Origin of the sequence: Serratia sp. (in: enterobacteria), from assembly GCF_051654945.1 — a bacterium.
In the GTDB taxonomy this organism is placed as follows: domain Bacteria; phylum Pseudomonadota; class Gammaproteobacteria; order Enterobacterales; family Enterobacteriaceae; genus Chania.
On sequence record NZ_JBOFZA010000072.1, the window covers coordinates 603502 to 622059 of the forward strand.

The 18558-nt window shown below is 53.0% G+C and carries 16 protein-coding genes and 1 pseudogene; all 17 read right to left on the reverse strand.

Annotated features, from left to right (window positions below):
- Nucleotides 1-88: 88 nt before the first annotated feature.
- Entirely contained in the window at nucleotides 89-403 is a 315-nt protein-coding gene (locus tag ACRDCA_RS13375; RefSeq protein WP_438689949.1) for a hypothetical protein, read from the reverse strand.
- 248 nt (nucleotides 404-651) lie between these two features.
- On the reverse strand, nucleotides 652-1002 hold the full coding sequence (locus tag ACRDCA_RS13380) for a hypothetical protein (protein ID WP_438689950.1): 351 nt from the start codon (nucleotides 1000-1002) through the stop codon (nucleotides 652-654).
- A 273-nt stretch (nucleotides 1003-1275) separates the two neighbouring features.
- Nucleotides 1276-1656: a hypothetical protein gene (locus tag ACRDCA_RS13385; RefSeq protein ID WP_438689951.1), complete on the reverse strand. Its 381-nt coding sequence runs from the start codon at nucleotides 1654-1656 to the stop codon at nucleotides 1276-1278.
- Between the two features lie 17 nt (nucleotides 1657-1673).
- Nucleotides 1674-2483 (reverse strand): RHS repeat-associated core domain-containing protein, encoded by an 810-nt coding sequence (locus ACRDCA_RS13390; RefSeq protein ID WP_438689952.1) that lies wholly within the window; start codon nucleotides 2481-2483, stop codon nucleotides 1674-1676.
- Between the two features lie 482 nt (nucleotides 2484-2965).
- Nucleotides 2966-3418 (reverse strand): NADAR family protein, encoded by a 453-nt coding sequence (locus ACRDCA_RS13395; RefSeq protein WP_438689953.1) that lies wholly within the window; start codon nucleotides 3416-3418, stop codon nucleotides 2966-2968.
- Between the two features lie 3 nt (nucleotides 3419-3421).
- Complete coding sequence (locus ACRDCA_RS13400; RefSeq protein ID WP_438689954.1) at nucleotides 3422-3757, reverse strand: hypothetical protein; 336 nt, start codon at nucleotides 3755-3757, stop codon at nucleotides 3422-3424.
- Complete coding sequence (locus ACRDCA_RS13405) at nucleotides 3754-4176, reverse strand: hypothetical protein (protein WP_438690161.1); 423 nt, start codon at nucleotides 4174-4176, stop codon at nucleotides 3754-3756. The genes ACRDCA_RS13400 and ACRDCA_RS13405 overlap by 4 nt, the downstream gene beginning before the upstream one ends.
- A 45-nt stretch (nucleotides 4177-4221) precedes the next feature.
- A pseudogene (locus ACRDCA_RS13410) lies at nucleotides 4222-4410 on the reverse strand (RHS repeat-associated core domain-containing protein); the annotation flags it as partial.
- Between the two features lie 203 nt (nucleotides 4411-4613).
- A complete protein-coding gene (locus ACRDCA_RS13415) occupies nucleotides 4614-5018 on the reverse strand; it encodes a hypothetical protein (protein WP_438689955.1) in 405 nt (134 codons plus the stop codon).
- Nucleotides 5018-5365 carry a hypothetical protein gene (locus ACRDCA_RS13420; protein ID WP_438689956.1) on the reverse strand — a complete coding sequence of 116 codons (348 nt, stop codon included), beginning with the start codon at nucleotides 5363-5365 and terminating at the stop codon, nucleotides 5018-5020. The genes ACRDCA_RS13415 and ACRDCA_RS13420 overlap by 1 nt, the downstream gene beginning before the upstream one ends.
- 251 nt (nucleotides 5366-5616) lie before the next feature.
- The gene (locus tag ACRDCA_RS13425; RefSeq protein ID WP_438689957.1) at nucleotides 5617-5883 is read right to left on the reverse strand and encodes a hypothetical protein; all 267 of its coding nucleotides are present in this window, start codon (nucleotides 5881-5883) and stop codon (nucleotides 5617-5619) included.
- Entirely contained in the window at nucleotides 5880-10895 is a 5016-nt protein-coding gene (locus ACRDCA_RS13430) for an RHS repeat-associated core domain-containing protein (protein WP_438689958.1), read from the reverse strand. Before ACRDCA_RS13430 ends, ACRDCA_RS13425 begins: the two co-directional genes overlap by 4 nt.
- A 10-nt stretch (nucleotides 10896-10905) precedes the next feature.
- Complete coding sequence (locus ACRDCA_RS13435; RefSeq protein WP_438689959.1) at nucleotides 10906-11694, reverse strand: DUF4123 domain-containing protein; 789 nt, start codon at nucleotides 11692-11694, stop codon at nucleotides 10906-10908.
- On the reverse strand, nucleotides 11691-13991 hold the full coding sequence (gene tssI / locus ACRDCA_RS13440; RefSeq protein ID WP_438689960.1) for a type VI secretion system tip protein TssI/VgrG: 2301 nt from the start codon (nucleotides 13989-13991) through the stop codon (nucleotides 11691-11693). Before tssI ends, ACRDCA_RS13435 begins: the two co-directional genes overlap by 4 nt.
- Before the next feature lie 20 nt (nucleotides 13992-14011).
- Nucleotides 14012-15757 carry a type VI secretion system baseplate subunit TssF gene (locus ACRDCA_RS13445; protein ID WP_438689961.1) on the reverse strand — a complete coding sequence of 582 codons (1746 nt, stop codon included), beginning with the start codon at nucleotides 15755-15757 and terminating at the stop codon, nucleotides 14012-14014.
- 20 nt (nucleotides 15758-15777) lie between these two features.
- Entirely contained in the window at nucleotides 15778-16806 is a 1029-nt protein-coding gene (gene tssG, locus ACRDCA_RS13450) for a type VI secretion system baseplate subunit TssG (RefSeq protein ID WP_438689962.1), read from the reverse strand.
- Entirely contained in the window at nucleotides 16803-18545 is a 1743-nt protein-coding gene (tssF, locus tag ACRDCA_RS13455; RefSeq protein WP_438689963.1) for a type VI secretion system baseplate subunit TssF, read from the reverse strand. Before tssF ends, tssG begins: the two co-directional genes overlap by 4 nt.
- Nucleotides 18546-18558: the final 13 nt, after the last annotated feature.

Below are 18558 nucleotides of genomic sequence, written 5' to 3' on the forward strand. Positions count from 1 at the left end.
TTTTAGAACTTCCGTCTTTCATTCCATCCCAAACACTAACCACTTGAACGATAAATCTATAATGATCTGTCTCTTATAATCCAGTTGATTAATTTTCTTGGTTGCCATAAAAAAGTGACTCATAGTATTTAAAATTATGCACAACAGTACTAATATCTTTATACGAACCAAAAACGGTATAATCTAAACTAGTTTCAGGGGCTTCACGTACGACTCCCACCATACCGCTCGCTGCGCTGCCAACACATACATAAGCTTCCTCATTTTCATCTAATTTTTGCAAAAATCTTCCAACCCCCTCTTCATCCAGTGGTTTCCATTTACCATAGTAATAGAAGTTATCACATTTCACATCGGTTAAAACACCTATTGGGATGTGATTCCAAAAAACAATATCTTTCACTTTGTCGTTTCCTATCTATGATTTCAAAACCCGATTTTTTCGTACTGTTATCTTACGGGGAACATACAAGCACTTAATATTAAACACTTTCCCTCAACTAGCTTCGATTGAATTCCCAACTTATCATTAAGATTGCTAAGGTCGATATTTTACGACATCAGATTGAGCGTTTTTTAAATGACAACCTAAAAATAAAACCGAAAGGAATTTTATACTCCCTCTCGGCTTTTTATTTTTAAAAATCAACCTTAATTAAAAGGTGGAACCACCCCTTCTTTCATAAAATATTCCAAGCACTTTACAAACATATGCCTTTCTTTTGTTTTTATAATCCCAATAACCTCGGTATTGATAATTTTTCCTTTTTTATCATGTTCGTTCTTTTGCATTACTAAAAAAAAGTCTCCGTTAGGAGCTCCTTCTGGCTCATACCTGGAGTCAAAACTTAGCCCCATCAACTTACTATAACCACTAATTAATACAGAGGAATAAAAGTAATCAGTATACTCATCTATAGGGTCTATGTTGAAAAAATTATTAATGCTAATGGCCCATCCTGTAGGAACCCTGATCGGCTGAAGGTCAATGTTCTCTTTCATCACTACTTGGCTCCTAGGATATATTTACTAACTTGGTATAAAGTTGCAAGGAAACGATGAATAACTGGAGCGACTGTACTGAGCAACTCGAACCTAACCCAATCTATTTTTTCCAGTTACACTTTTACTACTGCGATGGCCTGTTGATAGGGTAATTCCGAGTAATGAAATGGCTGAATGGCAAAAGATCGGAACAATCAGAAGCTCCGATCTTTTTTATCTATCCTGTGGTGAGTGATTTATAATCACTAATAATAAAGTAACAGACAACGCTCATCTAATGCTATTTCTTATTTCTCTTATTTTTTGAGTCAACGCAAAACAATCCTCCAACGGCTCACCGTCTAGCGCCCAGTATTCAATTAACTCAGAATACCTCTGGTGATTACTTGAAAGCAAATTCAAAGCATTAATAATCACCTCATCATTAGCACTTACGCCCATATTTAAACAATCATTAGTGACATCGAGTATTAACTGCATTAACAAATCCTGCTCTGATTCAGAATAATCATCATTAGAGTAAGCTAACGTATATTTACTTAACCATTTTTCAGTACGAAACTCTTCAGGTAGCTCATATGCCCAATCCTGGGTGAATTTATCGCCTTCAGGTATACCAAGATCTCTACATATTCGTTTTATGGGATTCATTTAAAGCTCCTTTATAATTAGTTGGGATGTGCAGTGTCATATGGGAAAGATGTTCTAACTGAACCATCGGGCTTTAATTCTACTCCATTTGGTAAGTACCCTCTGCCTGTTACATTTTTTGGTAGTGGAACATTGTGAACTCCTGGGCCTTTCCCTGCAACATCAGCAATAAAATTAGCTGCTGCATTATCATCAACATATTGTCCTACTTGATGTCCTTTACCTCTTGCTCGATCTATTAGTTGATTTGGTTTTAATTTTTGCCCATGGTCAGCAAACGTATGACCATATGTTGGTGTGCTCTTCGGATTTCCCCATTTGAATTTCCCAGTTGCAGGAATTTCAGGCTCACCCGTCTTCACGCCAGCTTGTATATCTGAGTTTGGAGGGCATCCTCCCGGCACGCTAGCCAATCCCAGCGGATCCACCCACCCGGTCGGGTTAGGCACATACTGCGTCTGGTTCAGACCTCCGGCTAGTCCAATAGGGTCCGGCGTGATAAACCGTGCCGTCTCCGGCGAGTAATAACGATAGCGGTTATAGTGTAGCCCGCTCTCTACATCATGGTACTGTCCCTGGAATCGCAGCGGCTGTGGCACAGAATTAACGAACGCTACCGCTAGATTGCCGTTGACCAGTTCCTGTGGGGTGCTCAGGTGATCAGTCAGGTAGTAGTAAATCTCCGACTTGCGCCCTTTACCCAACAACTGTGCCAGCTGCACAAAGCTGCCGGGGGTGTACAGGTAGCTTTTATAGGTTGCCAGGTGCGCCGGTTTTGGGGCGTCCGCCGTGAAAATATTATCATCGTCAGCGCATTCTGCCACCATTCGTTCGCCCTGCCAGAAGAAGCAGGTAGGGCATCGGGTCGTTGGGAGAGCAGGTCCTGCTTGTGGATACACCGCCCAAAGACATCATAGGCATTGGCGCGTCAGGTTACCTGCGCTGTCGTAGCTGTAAACAGGCTGGCAAATCTGATACTACCGCTACTGTGGCATCACCGTAAGTGCGGTATGCCTCACTTCAGCCCCCTTTGCTGCGACTAGTGGCCCTTCCACCCAGAATTGCCATTCCAATCAGTCAGATCGTGCGAGGTACCTAGGTGGTGATTCCATCATAAATAATAATATTAAACTTGTTAACTTAACCATATTACACGGAGAATTTAGACTAAAAAACAGGCAAATAATCATCATCGAATGCTATGCCAGGTTCCCGGTTGAGTAATATACTACACTCTGACAACCTGGCTTTTACCAACCAGTTATTTAAAAACACAAGGATCACTGGTTAAATCTAAAAGAAAAGCTAATTATGATACAGACTCCTTCTTAAGTAGCCCTCTCGTTTCCATCAATATAATGCCAAGCATGTTTCTTCCTGTTCCATCGCCACCATCTGCCCAGTAGTTGTCATTTTTTGTATGTTCAACTAATTGACTGCTCCCCGTTGATAACAACACATCTCTAGCGCTATCGTTCTGCTTGAATTTCTCAAATACTGCTAAGCGCATGATATCATCCTTGACGCTTTCCCAATCCTTTCTTAAAGGATACCTTCTATCCCGACCAATTTTGGCAACCTCCATTGGAGACAGAATGTTCATCATTGTATTTCGTAACTCATCATCATGAAATTTATGTACTTGAAAGTAGTGCTCTACTGTTCTCCAATATACATTGTCAATCCAAAAACCATGTTTGGAAAAGTTTGAAAACTCACCGTAAGATTCATTAAGTCTATAGAAAAATATAATTTCACTCATCGTTTATATAATCCTTGGAACACGAGGTTTCCTATCATCTATTGACTCCCCGGCAATAATTAGGTTGAAGTTTTTTTCTATTTTAAAAGTCATTTTATAAAACTCATCGCTGTTTATTTTTTGGCTATGAGTTTTCATGGCGCAAATAGTCAATAAAAGTTCTCGCAGAATACTTTTCGGTAAAAAATCCTCACTTTTAAAAATCTTTGTCATATTTTCAGTAAAGGATAATAAATTGCTAAATGCAACCTCGACAACCACTCCCTCCAAGGTCAGAGGATATATAAAATCCGTGGTTCTTTTTCTTAATTCTTCTAGTAACTCTAAGTGTGTATTCATTTTATCATCCCCATAGTTGCAGACGGTGGAATTTCCAGGAATATGGTTACTTCTTGTGCCCAAATTGATCTGTGATAAGGTAAACCATCTATACCATTGACTCTTGGAGCATGCTTCCAAACTTCAACCTGAGTGGATGGTACTTTATTAAGATCAATTGCAATAATACCATGTCCTCCTTCATAAGCTCTTGCAATGTTTAAATCTTTTGTGGTAGATATCCAAGGACTATTTTCAAATGCCCCTCCAGATAAACTTGGATCGAGTGATCTATTAGCAACATGCTCCGCAGCCGTCCAAGTCCCATCAGGAGCTTTTCCTTGTATAGAACCTCCAGATGCTAGCCTTTGCGCATCTTGCTCTGTCAATGCCCTATAAACAATATTTGGTTCGGGTACTGAAGGTTCACCTGTTTTCACCCCAGCCTGAATTTTCGAGTCCGGGGGGCATCCTCCCGGCACGCCAGCCAACCCCAGCGGATCCACCCACCCGGTCGGGTTAGGCACATACTGCGTCTGGTTCAGCCCACCAGCAAGCCCAATCGGGTCAGGCGTGATAATAAACCGGGCCGTCTCCGGCGAGTAATAACGATAGCGGTTATAGTGTAGCCCGCTCTCTACATCATGGTACTGTCCCTGGAATCGCAGCGGCTGTGGCACGGACTCAACGAACGCTACCGCCAGATTGCCGTAGGCGCGGTACGCCGCACTCCTGGCAATCTGACTTTTAGCATTTGTCAGCCCCTGCGGGACCTTACCAATCCTTCAATTCCACTACATGTTACCAGTTGCATTAAGTCAAAATGTTTACTTAATGCATCAGTCAAGGCGATTTTTTCTGGTAGTTAATTATTTAATCACCTTAACTCCTCACTGAGTAAATTAAACTCATCACTTTCCTCATCAAATCTATAAGTATAAATTTTATCACTTGAATACACATGTCTACTAACATGTGTAACATCTTTATTTTCCAGTGCCTTCTTAATGAATTTATCTTGTTCAACTATATTACTAACATGAACATATAGACCATAATCTTTCAGATCCTCATCATACTGTTCCTCACCCTCTATATTTTGAATGATATCTATCTTCCCATTGTTATCGAAATCGAAAGTATTGTGTTCTCCCAGGTAACTCCCTTCTCTTTCTGTATATTCCATATCTAGCATGGATGAAAATAACTCACTATAGAGAGCCATGTCATCACTCTTAATCGCTAGAGTGTCATATTTTTTAACTTTATCTTCAGTTGTCATTATTTATTTACCTTTAATGAAGGTCGTCTCAATGCCTCAGTTGAATTATCAAAAAGCATGAGCTCTACATCTCTGCCAGACATTTGACTAAGCTTAAGCCTAAGATCATTTAACTTCAAATATTCTGCCTGATTATCAGTAAGTGGCCCTATACGTAGAGGGCCTGTTTTTTGTTTGAATTTTTTATCTTTTGGTGCATTTAAAGCCCCTAAGTATAAATCATCATTAACTATCGCAATATCAAAATCGCGTCTACGGTTAACATCAAATTTTTCGCCTGTCGAGTGCTTATACCCTGTTACTGAGCTACCTTGGAAATAAATATCAGTATTAGGGGGGTAAGCCATCTAACAATACTTTCTTAAATGCATTAACTAGTCGCATTACCCTTAGGTTGAGCATACAGATCTTTAAACTCATTTCCTCACATCTAAGCCTATGAAATTCTTGTTCTTTCGCCTCTAGCTTCAAGTACCAGATTAAAATCTATGACAGCACTTTTTGGACCTCTAATCGTAATAAACCCCACATTTCCCCCTAACCTAATAGGGGGAGCACAATAAAGAGCATTCAAGAGGAGAGCGCTCCTCAGCTATTGTTACAAATCATGGAGATTCCTATAGGAATCTCTAATTAAAACATCTATATATTCATCTGGCACCGAACAAACCACTCCAGTTAATCCTTTTTCTTCACTTCCTACATAGACTAAAGAGTCTTCGGTTTCATGTATGTCTTTAATAAATTCATCTAAATGATTACTTACTATGGGGTGCCATTTTCCGCATAAATGGAAATTATCTGGTTGCGGGTCAAGTATCTTACCGACGGGTTCTTTTTTCCAAAAAACCATTAGTTCACTCATTCTTTTGCCCTCACTCTATCGATTATTTCGAATCCTGACTTACTCTTACCTTCCGCAGGAACATATAAATCTTTTATTCCAAACTCTTTCATATCTTCATCACCGAATCGTTTTGTCCTACCCCCACGTTGAGTCAGCTCTAAATTAAAATCAATTCCCCCTGAGCGAGGCCCTCTGATAGTAATCAACTCAGCAGGAACACCAACCGATTGAAGTCTAGCTAAATTAGCCTCTGCACCAGCTTTATCAAGAGTTGTTGATATTACTGGGCTGCTAGCCCTTCCTCCCTGAGCTTGCTGCATAGCATTTACTGCGACATTAGGATCATCAGAAGTTATACGTCTCATTAAACGATGACGCTCTCTATTAGCTTGCAATAAACTGCGACCTTTTAATCTTTGATCCAAAAATGCGCCACCTAGAAGAATATCTGATGAATTATTAATAGGTTGAACTCGATAAACCTCAACCAATTCTTCACCCGCATGCGCTCTTGCTCCTGTGCCCGGCGGCTCCGGGCAATCCCCAGGAACGCTAGCCAACCCCAGCGGATCCACCCACCCAGTCGGGTTAGGCACATACTGCGTCTGGTTCAGACCACCCGCCAGCCCAATCGGGTCCGGCGTGATAAACCGGGCTGTGTCCGGCGAGTAATATCGATAACGGTTATAGTGCAGCCCGCTTTCCGCGTCGAAGTACTGCCCCTGGAATCGCAACGGTTGTGCCACTGCGCCAACGAACGCTACCGCCAGATTGCCGTAGGCGCGGTACGCCGCACTCCAGGCAATCTGTCCTTTGCCATTGACCAGTTCCTGCGGGGTACCCAGGTGGTCAGTCAGGTAATAGTAAATCTCCGACTTGCGTCCTTTACCCAACAACTGTGCCAGCGGCACAAAGCTGCCGGGGGTGTACAGGTAGCTTTTATAGGTTGCCAGATGCGCCGGTTTGGGGTCGTCCGCCGTAAAGATATTATCATCGTCGGCGCATTCTGCCACCATCCGCTCACCCTGCCAGAAGAAGCGGGTGAAGGCATCGGGCCGTTGGGCCAACAGGTCCTGCTTGTGGATACGCCGCCCAAAGGCATCGTAAGCATAGGCGAAGTGGGTTTTCTGCCCCTGCCGCTGTTCAATAAACTCCACCAGCCGGTGCTGGCAGTCATAACGGAACTCCCGCACCCACAAGGGTTTGGTGCTGCGCACTTCACGTGTCAGGTTGCCAAACTCGTCATACTCGAACCGCGTATCGCCTTTCTGCTTGAGCAGGTTGCCACGGACTTGCGCCCCACGGGAGGCGGCGTCGTTCCCCAACACGTTACCCGCCGCATCGTGCGTAAACTGTTCACTGATACCCCGCCAGCGCAATTCCTGCGGCAAGGCTTCGGGGTAGGCTATCGGGTGGTGCAGCGCTTCGGTCAGGCGATGTTGCTTATCGTAGCGGTATTCCCGGTTGCCTTTATGCGGGTCGAGGATCTGCGTCAGGTTGCCTGCCGGGTCGTACTCGTAGCGGCGCTGCATTACCGGTGACACGCCCGGAGCATCACCTTCCATTTCTGCCTGCACGACGGCGGTGGCCCGTTGATGGCGCAGGCGTTGTCGCCCGTCATAATCAAACTCGCTCACCACCTCGCCGGTGATGCGTCGGATTTCCTGCTCGCCGCGATACTGGTGCTCACTCAGCACCTGGCCATTGAGCGCAATACGCGATACCTGCCCTTGCTGGTACTGGTAGGCCAGAATGTTGCCGTCGGGCAGGCATTGGCGCGTCAGGTTGCCCGCGCTGTCATACGCATAAAACAGGCTGGCAAAACCCTGATACTCTTCCGTTAACCGCCCGGCCTCATCGTAACCGTAGGCCAACGGCCACTGCCCATCGTCCACCAGCCGCAGGCGGTTAAAGCTGTCGTAGCCGTAGTTGACTTCCTTGCCGTCTGGCAACACCTTGCGCACCAATCGCCCGGCCGTGTCCCGCTCATAGCGGGTGATCAGCGCAGTCTGTTCACTCTGGCTGGTGCCGTACTCGGTGCGCTGGCTCAGTTGCCCGTTCAGGTCGTAGTCGTAGAAAAAGTGGCGTCCGTCAACGGTGTGTTCTTCACTCACCAACCCGTTAGGGTGATAGGCCAGTCGATGGTGTTCACCATTCTGGTTGATGATATCGCTGACGAAGTTCTTCGGGTTGTCATAGCGGTATTCCACCTGACTGAGGTCAGGGTAAATGACCCGGCTCACCAGATGGGAGTTTGGATGGTATTCGTATTGGGTGGTGAGCCCCTTTTCGTCACGTTCGCTGGTCACCTTGCCGTAGGCGTTATAGCGGTACTGCCGCACCGTGCCGTCCGGTGAGTGGATGGCTTCCAGACGGTTGGCTGCGTTCCAGGTATAGCGGGTACCGTTGACCCCGGAGTCGTCCAGCGGGCTGTCGCTGTGCCGGATCACCTGTCCCAGCAGGTTGTAGCGATAATAGTGAATTAGCCCGTTGCGTTGATGATGCTCCAGTACTTGACCAAAGGCATCGCGAACGAAGCGCTCGCGGCTGCCATCTGGGTATTGCACCTCGTTGAGTGCCCCTTGCGCAGACCACCGATAGTGGCAGGTATTACCCAACGCGTCGGTTTCTTCCGTTAGGTTGCCCTGCGTATCGTAGCGATACCGTTCACGGATCTTGTCCTCCTGATCGAGGCTCCAGGTGGTTTTCTCCACCACACGCCCCCGTGAATAGCGGTATTGGGTCTCCTGTCCGTCAGGAGTGCGCACCCAGGTGCACTGCAACTCACTGTTATAACCATACTCGGTACGGTTGCCCAATGGGTCGGTTTCGCTCAGTAGCTCACCGCGTTCACCGTATTCGTTGTGGTGTGTCGCGCCGTCCGGGTCAACCTTTTTCACCAGGCGGCGGAAGCGGGTATCGTGTTGCCAGGTCTCCTGTGAGCCGTCCTGATTGACTACTGTGACGGCACCGGGTTGCTCATCCCACAGAAAACGCTGGTCAAAGTTTGGCAGGTTGCTCCAGTGACGCACGGTACGGACCTGCTTGCCTTCTCCCTGCCATTCCCAGTAAAACTCGGCTCCACCCGCCAACTGCCGCAGGCTGAACACATAGTCGTCGCGATATTGGTAACGCTCGGCTTCTCCCGCCGCATTGATAGCGGCACTCAGTTGCCCTCGCTCATCGTACTCATAGGTCATCAGCGAGTAGGCCGCATCTTCTCGTCCAGACTCAGGGATCAGACTGAGCTGTATCAGACGCCAACCCTGCGGTAACTCCTGATAGCTGAACTGCAAGGCAGCACCGGCCGGGTGTTCCAGCCGAACCGGCAAACCCTGATGATAATGCAGGGTCAAGCGCTGCTGGCGATGTGAAAGGCCGGTGATGCGCCCGCTCGTCTTGCCCGGTACCCGCTGCACATGCAGCACCCAGCCTTCCAGGCTACCGGCCATCAGGCAGTAGCTATCGGGTTCTTCGTCCAGATAGGCGGCAGCCCCAGCCACATAGTTAAGCCCACGTGGGGAAACTTCGGTAGGTAACGGCAGGATGGTGGTGAGGGTCTGATGATCGGTCCAGTGGAGTTCATCACCGATAAACTCCACGGTATGCTGCAGGCTGTGGCTCCAGCCAAAACCCAGCACCGACGGGCACTCAACGGCGGTGGTACGGTACTGACGCTGGAAGATAAAGGGCGTCAGGCCAATCAGTTGCCCATCGTCCAGGGTGAGCAGTTCCTCGCCGTTGATCAGCGAGACCGGGCAACCGGTTGTTCCGGTGCACTGCGAGTTCACCGTGGATTTCCCCGTCGCGTCTGTCGCGGGGGTATTTTTCACCGTGCCCGAATTATCGACTAGGCCAGTCTGGTGATTGGGCCCCACCAGGTTCTCTCTATCCGGTTTCAACCGGCTATTAGGCTGGCGTTTGAGGTTCGGTAAACGCGTCTTTTCAAAGAAGCGTTTGACCAGCTCCAGGGTGGCAAACAGGACCGTCTTCAGCCCCTGCCAGACATGCTGCATGGCGCTGCCCAGCTTCTTGAGCAGACGACCCACCTTATAGACCAGGAACGCCACCCCTAACCCGGCGGTCACCAGGGTCAGCAGCGCCCCAAAGACAATACCGACCAGCGCATCACCGATAATGGAACCCCCGACCTTCACCATCGGCTCCAGCAGGGCTCCCCACGGGTACATGCGCAATTGCATCACCACCGAGCGCATAAACAGATACAACCCGGCTTCGTCATTGAACAACGCCAGCAGCTCACGGGTCATCTGCTTGCTGCCCTCCAGCAGCGCCTTCAGTTTCTGTTCATCCAGTTGGGTGATCAGATCCTTATACTTGCCGGCTTCCGCATAGATTTCCTGCCCATATTTTGCGGGATCGGTGATCACGTTGTAAGCCAGTTTTACGTCGTCCCACAGCCCGAACATGCCCTCGTACAACCCATCTCCCAACGCGGTCAACAGGCCTGCATTAATAGGGCTGAGCTGCCACTGCGGCTTATAGGCCTGCCATTGCGTTGACAAGGCATCGTACATCTCCAGCATCAGGCCGTCGTAGGCTTGCAGCATCTGGTTATTGTGCTGTTCCAACTGGGTGTCGGTGGCTTTAACGTAATACTTCTTGCCCGCGGTCAGACCGGGAAAGAGCGCCACACCTTGCTCATCGGTTTGTTTCGTCGCGACTTTCGAATCAATACCAAAACGGACATCTTCATAGATCTCGATGGTCACATCGGGAATAGGCAGGTCCAGCGTGGACTCATAGGCAAGCGCGACCGTGATCACACCGCTCTTCGGGCAGGTCACCACACTGCTCTCAAAACTGCGATCGTTTTCAGAGACGACTTTTTTACTGTCGTTGAGCCGTAGGGTTTTCTCCATCTCCAGCGTCGGCCCACCCAAGCTTCCGGAAATGCTGCTGGCCGTTGCCCAATCCTTGACGATCTGCCGATACTCTTTGGTCAGCAAAGTCTTGTTTTTGAAGCTCAGCAACGCATTATCAATACTCGCAATATATTCGGTCGTCATAGTCCATTACTCACGGTCGAAAAGAGGAAACGTTAAAGGTGCTCACCTCGAACGGATTAGTACGGCGATTCAACGTATCTACCAGAGCCTGAGATAGCCGTGCGGTTCGCTTCTGCGGATCGGGCGTCTGTTGCCAGACCTGTGGGTAAAGCCGCAACGCAATCTGGCGCAGCACCGGTTCCGGCACGGCTTGATAAAGCTCAAACTCATTCTCGCGCAACCAGTTCAGCAGGTTGACGATCAGCGGTGACGGATCTTCATCCAGTAAGGAGTCCACCATGCCTTGAGGCACCTGCCACCACGGGCTAACCGGGGCCTGCGCAGTAGGATCCACCGGGCAGGTAAATGCCTCACCGTTTATCCAGTAATCGGAGAACACTGGCAGGATATTGCGCCAGCCATCGCCAAAATAACGCAGGTATGCCGGTAAGAAGCGGCCATCCCAATAGCGAAAAAACACCGCTTTACCGCCAGGCATAATCACTTGAGTCAGACCGGCAAGGTGAGCGGCCAAAGCGGCCTGCGGCAGCGGCGAACGCGCCAGCCAGCCCCAGTTTCGCAGAGGCGTTTCAGCCACCCAGCGCAGGAACGGGCTGCCGTCAGTGAGTGGTACTAGCACCGGCATCACTTCGAACCAGTTGGCATAGGGCGTGTTGGCATAAAGCCCATAAGGCGTGCGGCTGCCATCTTCCCGGTAATAGGCTTTGATACCTTCCGCTCCGTTGGTATTGGCCAGGATGGCATACAGCTGTGTTCCGGCCGTGTCTCTTACCCAGTCCTGTACGCGGCTTTTGCTCATAACTTTTTGCCCATCTTGTTGAATAACGCTTCCATATCCGCAGGTTGCGAGCCTTTGAGCTTCTCGCTGGCCATATTCAAATAATCTTTAGCGGTTGCTCCGGACAGTTGGCTGACATCAACCATCCCGGTCAGCCCACTGATAGGCAATGAGCCAACGTTAGGCAATGCTTGAGAAACACCGCCTGTCGAAGCCCAGCCACTGCCGGGCATCCCTTGAGCGCCACTGGCCGTTGCCGGTATCACCCCACCGGATTGCTGAACAAAACCGCTGGAGATATTTTTGCCAGGCGACGCAGCAGGTGCAGGCGATTCCTCTATCGCGCAGCCGCCCTCTTTGCATTTCTCACACTCTTCACAGTAGGGAGCGTCACTGCTGAGCACGCCCTGCTGAACCAGCGTTGGAGCGGCCAGCAACGGCACCACACCCGGCATCTTCAGGTTGACGCCCTGTCCGCTGCCCGCAGAGCCACTGCCCACCTGCAATGATGACGAAGTGAAAATGGCCCCTGGAGCCAGTCTGATAAAGCTGCCCCCCGCCTTGAGGGTCAGTTCGCTGCCCGCCGACAGGGTGATTTTGGCTCCGGCCTCGACCGACACCTCCTGCCCCGCTTTCACCACGTAGGCGCTACCAACCTGCAAATGGGACTCGCCATCGGCCAGTTCAGACTTTTTGCCGCTGGTGTGCAGGGTGAGTTCACCCTTGATGCGAGTTTCCTGGTTACCCTCGATTTCACTCAGGCTGTTGCCGCCAATCTTGCTCTGCTGGTTGGCGCGGATATCCCAGTGCGCGTCGTTGTTGACCAGCGCTTTAAGGTCTTTCTGCGCATGCAGAAAAATCTCTTCGCTACCTGCCTCATCTTCAAACGACAGCTCGTTAAAGCCCTCGGCCTTGTGCGATTTGGTGCGCCAAACCGAGCGGGTCTTGTTGTCCGGCAGTGGGTACGGCGGTTTATTCAGGCCGTTGTAGTAACGCCCACTGACCACCGGACGATCGATATCGCCGTTCAGGTAGCTGATCAACACTTCCTGGCCGATGCGCGGCAACGTCACCGAACCAAAGCCGTCCCCCGCCCACTGGTTGGAGACCGGCACCCAGCAGGACGCTTTTTCATCCGCCGGGTCGTAACGGTTCCAGTGGAAATGCACCCGCACCCAGCCCAGTTCGTTAACATACAGCTCTTCGCCTTTCGGCCCGACGATGGTCGCCACCTCATCCCCGTCGGCCAGCGGTTTGTAACGGTAGCGGGGCCGCCAGTCGATATTTCCCGGCGCAAAGGTCAGTGAGTTGGTGAATGTCGTACCGCCACCGCTACTCTCTTCTTCTAGCGCGGCAGGCTGTTCCCCACGGTGGCTGACGGTGATCACCTGCCAGCGATCGTTACGTGCCTGCACCGGGTGGCCCTGCAAGGTAAAAATCGTGCCCGGCATCAGCCGGATACTGTTGGTCTCTGCCTCGCCCTGTTGGGTGCCGGCCTGCATCGCTTCCAGCCGCAGGGTGCTGAACTGTGGCCCGGTCTGGTCATCCTGATAACGGCCATAGCTCTCAAACACCGAGTACTGGGTGGATTCACCGCCCAATGCGGGGTCGCTCTGCTTGAATTGCAGAGGATGGTCAGGCCGCCGGTGTTCGCGATCCTTGAGTACGCTTTCCCGTGACTGCATGAACGCCCCCAGGGTCAGCCGGTGGGCGATGTCGCCCTGGGTGGGTGACTGGATATGCGGGTTGAAGGTCACCGGGACACCCTCGGTCATTCCCAGGTGCGAATCGCCGTACACCAGTTCGTTATCTTCAAACCAGAAGGTGATCCCCACCTCGGCCATCAGCCGCAAGATGAAGTCCAGATCGCTTTCGCGCTTCTGGGTCACGTATTCACGTGGCGGATAGGTCTGCTGGAGTTGGCTCTGGTAGGGAATGCGGTGTTCGTCCAACACCTGGTTGATAATGTCCGGCACCGACAGGAAATGGAAAATCCGGCTGTCCTGCTTCAGGCTCAGTACCCAGACATCCGGGCGGATCACCGCCTGATAATAGGTGCGGCGAAAACCGCTTTCCCCCTGGGTCAGGCTGGCAATCAACCCCGGTATGGTGCGCTGTTCCTCGCCACTGACGGTGACGGTCAGCGACCCCGGTTGCAGCAATTGTGCCGCCAGGTCGATATCCGATCGGGTGCTGACCAGGCTCACCGTCAGGGTAAACAGGGTCGACAGCCCTTCTTCCAGGGTAAAACCGGCCACGTCAAAGGTGTCCTCTGGCAGTTCACCCAGTTGGCTGCTGAAAAATAATCCGTTGTCCATCGTTCACTCCTTGTGTTGTCTCACATCATGGCCCGCTGGCCGCGCGCCAGGGGCAAGGCCCAGCGACTCTGTGACGGTTCGGTTATCACATCCAGCAACAGGAAGCTGTTGGTGGTCAGACAATGGGTAAAGAAGACGCTCAACGCCGCCGCAAAGGTGTAACCTTCGCCCGGGCTGTCAAACGCCGTATCATCAAGCGTCAGGGTCATCTGCAGGCCACGCCGCAGGCGCTCCCCCATCAGGGTATTCACCGGTTCAGTCTTGACGGCCAAAATCCCCTCCACTGCCCGCCGAATATGCCGAACCTGGGGCAGATTGTGCCGGGCATGTAGGCAAAAGTCGTCGATGGCCCGCTGCACCGTTTCCCGGTGGTTGAGCAAGGCGGGGCTGAACGACAGGCAGGCCATCAACCGCCAATGATGATGGCTGTCCACCACCGCCGGGTAGGGCGTTGAAAATCGGCTGACGGTGGTGACATCCAGGGTATCGGTCACCGCCATGCCGAGCAGGAAAGGCGTGCCAACAGGTAACGTGGGCGTACTGGCCGCCGTGGTGAGCAGATCGCAGACCACCGCCCGACACGGCGGTTCGGTCAACGGCTCCCCGGCACTGTTACACAGCACCAGCTCATGCTGCATCCGGCCCAGCACATCCCCGCTGACCTGCACGCGGTAAAACAGCGCCAACGCAGCGTCGGGTGCATAACGCGATTCCGGCGTCAGTTCGCTGTCGGGCAGAAAATGCACCCGGCGGCCTCGCCTCAGCGTGTCCGGTTCCTCCAGCATGCTGACGCCGGTAATGGCATACACCCAGCGATCGTCGGCATACGGCAACGGGTAGACACTCTGCCCGGGCAGCAACCGCAGGGGCGCACTTTTCTGTGCCGCCAGGCTGATCACCGGGACGCAATGCAACATAAAGGCCGACGCCAACTGCGCCTGCGTGAGCGGGATCTCCCCGTCGAATGAGAGGATGACGGTAAAGGTTCGGCGGTTCCCCAGCATCAGCCCGGAGCGAACCGGGCCAAAATCCAGCGTCAGGAAATCGTTCACGTGGGGCAGATACAAATACTCGGCCAGGCTTTGCAGCGCCCAAGTGGTTTCCCCCTCGTGGGGCAGAATGCGATTATTCGCATCAGGCTGCGGGGAAGACAGCACCGTTTCCAGCATCGTCTGCCTCCCTTCCACCTGCAAGACCGGTCGGTCCTGATGCTGTTCGCACCACAACGTCAGCGTCGCCGCCACCTGCGGATCGTTGCCCAGAAACAGTGACAGCGGCTGGGTTGGCCACACGGCCCCCGGTCCCTGATAGTGAAACGTCAGGTGGATCTCGCTGTGGGCATTGGTGACGATCAACTGCCGGTCAGTCAGGGCTAAGGGTTGCAGCGTCAGGGCATGACAGGTCTGGAACACCTGCGTGCGTCCGTCGGCTGACAGGGAGAGCGACTCGCCCGCAGGCAAGGTCAACGGTGCATCCAGCGTGCCCGCCTTGGCGCTGACGTTCACCACCCCACAGGCCGGAATGGGCCGCAGCGGAAACGGCCAGGTACGGGAAAGATGCCCCTGTGTCACTTCCGGGAAGCCATCTTCCAGCCGTTGGCGCAACCCGGCATTGAGCAGCGCCGCTCCCTGGATCAGGCATTCCACATCCGGATCGCCCGCATGACGGCCCAATTGTGCGGCCAGTGCAGGCCTCTCCTGTGCCACTTTGTCTGCCAGCGCCCGCAGGTAGGCATGTTCTTCTCGAAGGTGATCGGTAAAGTTCATCGGTCAATCCTTGACGTTGGTTACCTGCGGACAGGCAACAGGGTGTAAGGCTTCGCTTCAGGTTGCCCCACAAAGGTGGTCCAGCCCAACTGGGTACGCTGGCTATCGCCGAGCTTCAGGCCCCCAGCCTGGTGCCGGGCTAGCGTCAGGCGCAGATCCCAGACCAAGGGTTCGCGCAGGATGTATTCGACAAAATTGACCAGCAGGCGATGCTGCGTCCCCCCAGGCAAGAACGTCAGGTACTGTTCCTGCGTCAGTTCGTTGATCGACAACTGGAATTTGACGCTGCGATCGCGCATCCGGCTGCCAATGACAAAATTGCCCCCCAGCAGCGAACGGGGTTGATGGCGTTGACCACGCACGGCGGTGACCTGCCCCAGGCGGTTTTGCTGTTCGTCGCTCAACGTCATGACGTGGGGCATGCAAGACTGTACCGTCACATCCGAGAGCGAGAAGAAGTGGCCCACCAGCCTGGCGATCACCTCTGGCGAACGGCCCGGTGAGGCCAACAGACCGGCGTAGGCCAGCATGGCTTCGGCGTTAATCCCCAACTGCTCGCGCGTCTGTGGATGGCCCAGGCCTATCAGGGCAAAAATACGTCCGGAGGTCGCATCACGCCCACCCGGTTTAAAGGTGATTTCATAGCGATATTTACGCCAAATCTGGTGCGCCAGGGACAGCGGCCGGTGGTTGAACACCGCCAGAAACTCATTGAGCCGCGTCTCTCCCTGCGCCGTACTCCCGGCAATGTCATCCAGATAGTAATAAGGCAAGGGAGACTGGCTACCCTGCAGGCCCAGAAAACTCACCACCACCCGCAGCGGTCCACCCGGCTCATGGTGCAACTCAACCACATCGCTGGCGGCAAAGCCCAACCCGGCTGCAGCGGTAAAACGCAACGCCTCCCGGTTCGGCGGCAAGGCGAGCGTGCGGGCGGGATCGAGACCCGCCAAACGGTTCAGCCCCTCCACCAAACGGTAGAAGTCATACTGACTGGCGTTCTCGGCGATAACCTGGAGCTGCTGCTCCTGCTCTGCACTGGGGATCATAGGAAGCGGTAAGACTCCTGATTATCGTGATTGATCACGGTGAGGGTATGGAAATGGTTGACGCTAACGCGCTGGGCCAGGAAGCGGGCCAGCACCCGACCATACAGATACAGTTCACCTTCGGAATCAAATGCCCCCTGTAGCTGCACACGTAACTCCGAGGCCAGACCGTCAATGGGCACACCGTCGACATAACGTTCAGCCGGGCGCACGGTCAGGTTGAGTAATCCGGCTCTGCGCCGCCGGGAGACCCCGGCCGCCAGTTCACTGTGCCAGGCGGGCAGATCGCAGGCGCTCAACACTTGCCGCAATGCCGGCAGCGTCAGTTGTGAACGGCTGTTCAGCGAGAGGTTGCGCAGCAGCGCAGCCTGCAAGGTCGCATCCAACCGGGGGCTCAACGGCACTGACGGGCGGGTGATATTGTGTACCCGTACTCCCGGCGGGCAGCCGGTGGCAGGTTGGCGCAGGTCGCCCACTTTCAGTTGCAGCGGCAAGCGGCGGTGGCTGCAGGTGAGCCGCACCGATACCGATTCCGGCGGCAGGTTGTCCAGGTTTTCACCGTGGCGCACCAACACCAGATGATGGTTCAAGCCGCCTGCCGGAGACGGCGTAACCCGCGCGTGGTAATACCCCACGCCCTGCTGATGCGTGAAGCGCTCAAACGGCACGTAGTGACGGGCGGCATCACTGTGTTCTGACACGCCGGCCACCTCGTCCACCGAGAACACGTCGTAATCCTCTGGGTGGCGCACGCTGGGGGTGAGCGGCAGTTCGGACTGCGTGCCGTCCAGGCTGACGCCGTCACTGTAATGGCTAAACAGGTTGATGGCCGGAGTGCAATGCAGGCGCACCGTCTGGCGGTTGATGACCAGCGCGGACGGCAAAGGGCGAGAGAACGTAAACCGCAGGGTAAAACCGTGCGAGGCCAACAGCGGAGGCAGGCTGGGGAAGCCCGTCACGTCCATAAATAAAAACGCGCTGGGGAAACAGGCGTGTTCCTGCAGCAGGCGATAGCCGGGGTCGGCATTCTGTGGCCAGGGCAGCAGCGCCTCGTCGTCGTTGAAACCCACCGGGGTGAACGCCAACTCCGGCAGCGGCCATGTCTTGCCGCCCACCTCCAGCGTGGCCTGGCTCAGGTATTCGCTCAGCCATAAATGCAACTGTTTGCCGGTATGGCCGTCTTCCCCCAGATACAGCCGCAACCCATTCAACGTACTGAGATCCAACGGCTGATCCGCCGTGGTGACCAGGTGCAGACACAGGCTGTCGTGGCCGTGGCGCTGCTCGCGGCTGACCGCCTGAACCTGGAGCGACCACAGCCGGGTATCGCGGCAGGTGCGAAAATGGCAACGCAGCGTCTCCTCACCGGTGGTGACCGGCAGCGGGACACTGACCACCGAGGCCCCCTTGGCAATGTGGGTGCAGGCCTGCGCGGGGTCGGTTTGAAAATCCTGCTGCCATTCCAGCACGGTCATGCTGGGCGTCGGGCGCAGAAAATAGGGCCACAGCAGGGTCAGCATATGGTGGGTCAGGACCGGTAACTGGTCGGCTAACTGTCCCTCCAACTGCCCGCTCATCCAGGCCATCCCCTCCAGTTGCCGCTCTACATCGGGGTCGTGGCCGGAGGCGGTCAGAAAGGAGACCAGCGGTGCATGCGTCTGCTGCAGTGCTTTGGCCGCCTGGTGTAACGCGTTGCGTCGACGCGCCTGAGAGGATTGCCGATTTTTATGCCGGTACATGGTGAAGACGTCC

Coding starts and splice junctions, on each gene's coding strand:
- ACRDCA_RS13435 (WP_438689959.1), bottom strand. CDS start 11,694: ATGAGCAAAAGCCGCGTACAGGACTGGGTAAGAGACACGGCCGGAACA.
- ACRDCA_RS13385 (WP_438689951.1), bottom strand. CDS start 1,656: ATGAATCCCATAAAACGAATATGTAGAGATCTTGGTATACCTGAAGGC.
- ACRDCA_RS13390 (WP_438689952.1), bottom strand. CDS start 2,483: ATGGTGGCAGAATGCGCTGACGATGATAATATTTTCACGGCGGACGCC.
- ACRDCA_RS13415 (WP_438689955.1), bottom strand. CDS start 5,018: ATGACAACTGAAGATAAAGTTAAAAAATATGACACTCTAGCGATTAAG.
- ACRDCA_RS13445 (WP_438689961.1), bottom strand. CDS start 15,757: ATGAACTTTACCGATCACCTTCGAGAAGAACATGCCTACCTGCGGGCG.
- ACRDCA_RS13430 (WP_438689958.1), bottom strand. CDS start 10,895: ATGACGACCGAATATATTGCGAGTATTGATAATGCGTTGCTGAGCTTC.
- tssI (WP_438689960.1), bottom strand. CDS start 13,991: ATGGACAACGGATTATTTTTCAGCAGCCAACTGGGTGAACTGCCAGAG.
- tssG (WP_438689962.1), bottom strand. CDS start 16,806: ATGATCCCCAGTGCAGAGCAGGAGCAGCAGCTCCAGGTTATCGCCGAG.
- ACRDCA_RS13380 (WP_438689950.1), bottom strand. CDS start 1,002: ATGAAAGAGAACATTGACCTTCAGCCGATCAGGGTTCCTACAGGATGG.
- tssF (WP_438689963.1), bottom strand. CDS start 18,545: ATGTACCGGCATAAAAATCGGCAATCCTCTCAGGCGCGTCGACGCAAC.
- ACRDCA_RS13395 (WP_438689953.1), bottom strand. CDS start 3,418: ATGAGTGAAATTATATTTTTCTATAGACTTAATGAATCTTACGGTGAG.
- ACRDCA_RS13400 (WP_438689954.1), bottom strand. CDS start 3,757: ATGAATACACACTTAGAGTTACTAGAAGAATTAAGAAAAAGAACCACG.
- ACRDCA_RS13420 (WP_438689956.1), bottom strand. CDS start 5,365: ATGGCTTACCCCCCTAATACTGATATTTATTTCCAAGGTAGCTCAGTA.
- ACRDCA_RS13425 (WP_438689957.1), bottom strand. CDS start 5,883: ATGAGTGAACTAATGGTTTTTTGGAAAAAAGAACCCGTCGGTAAGATA.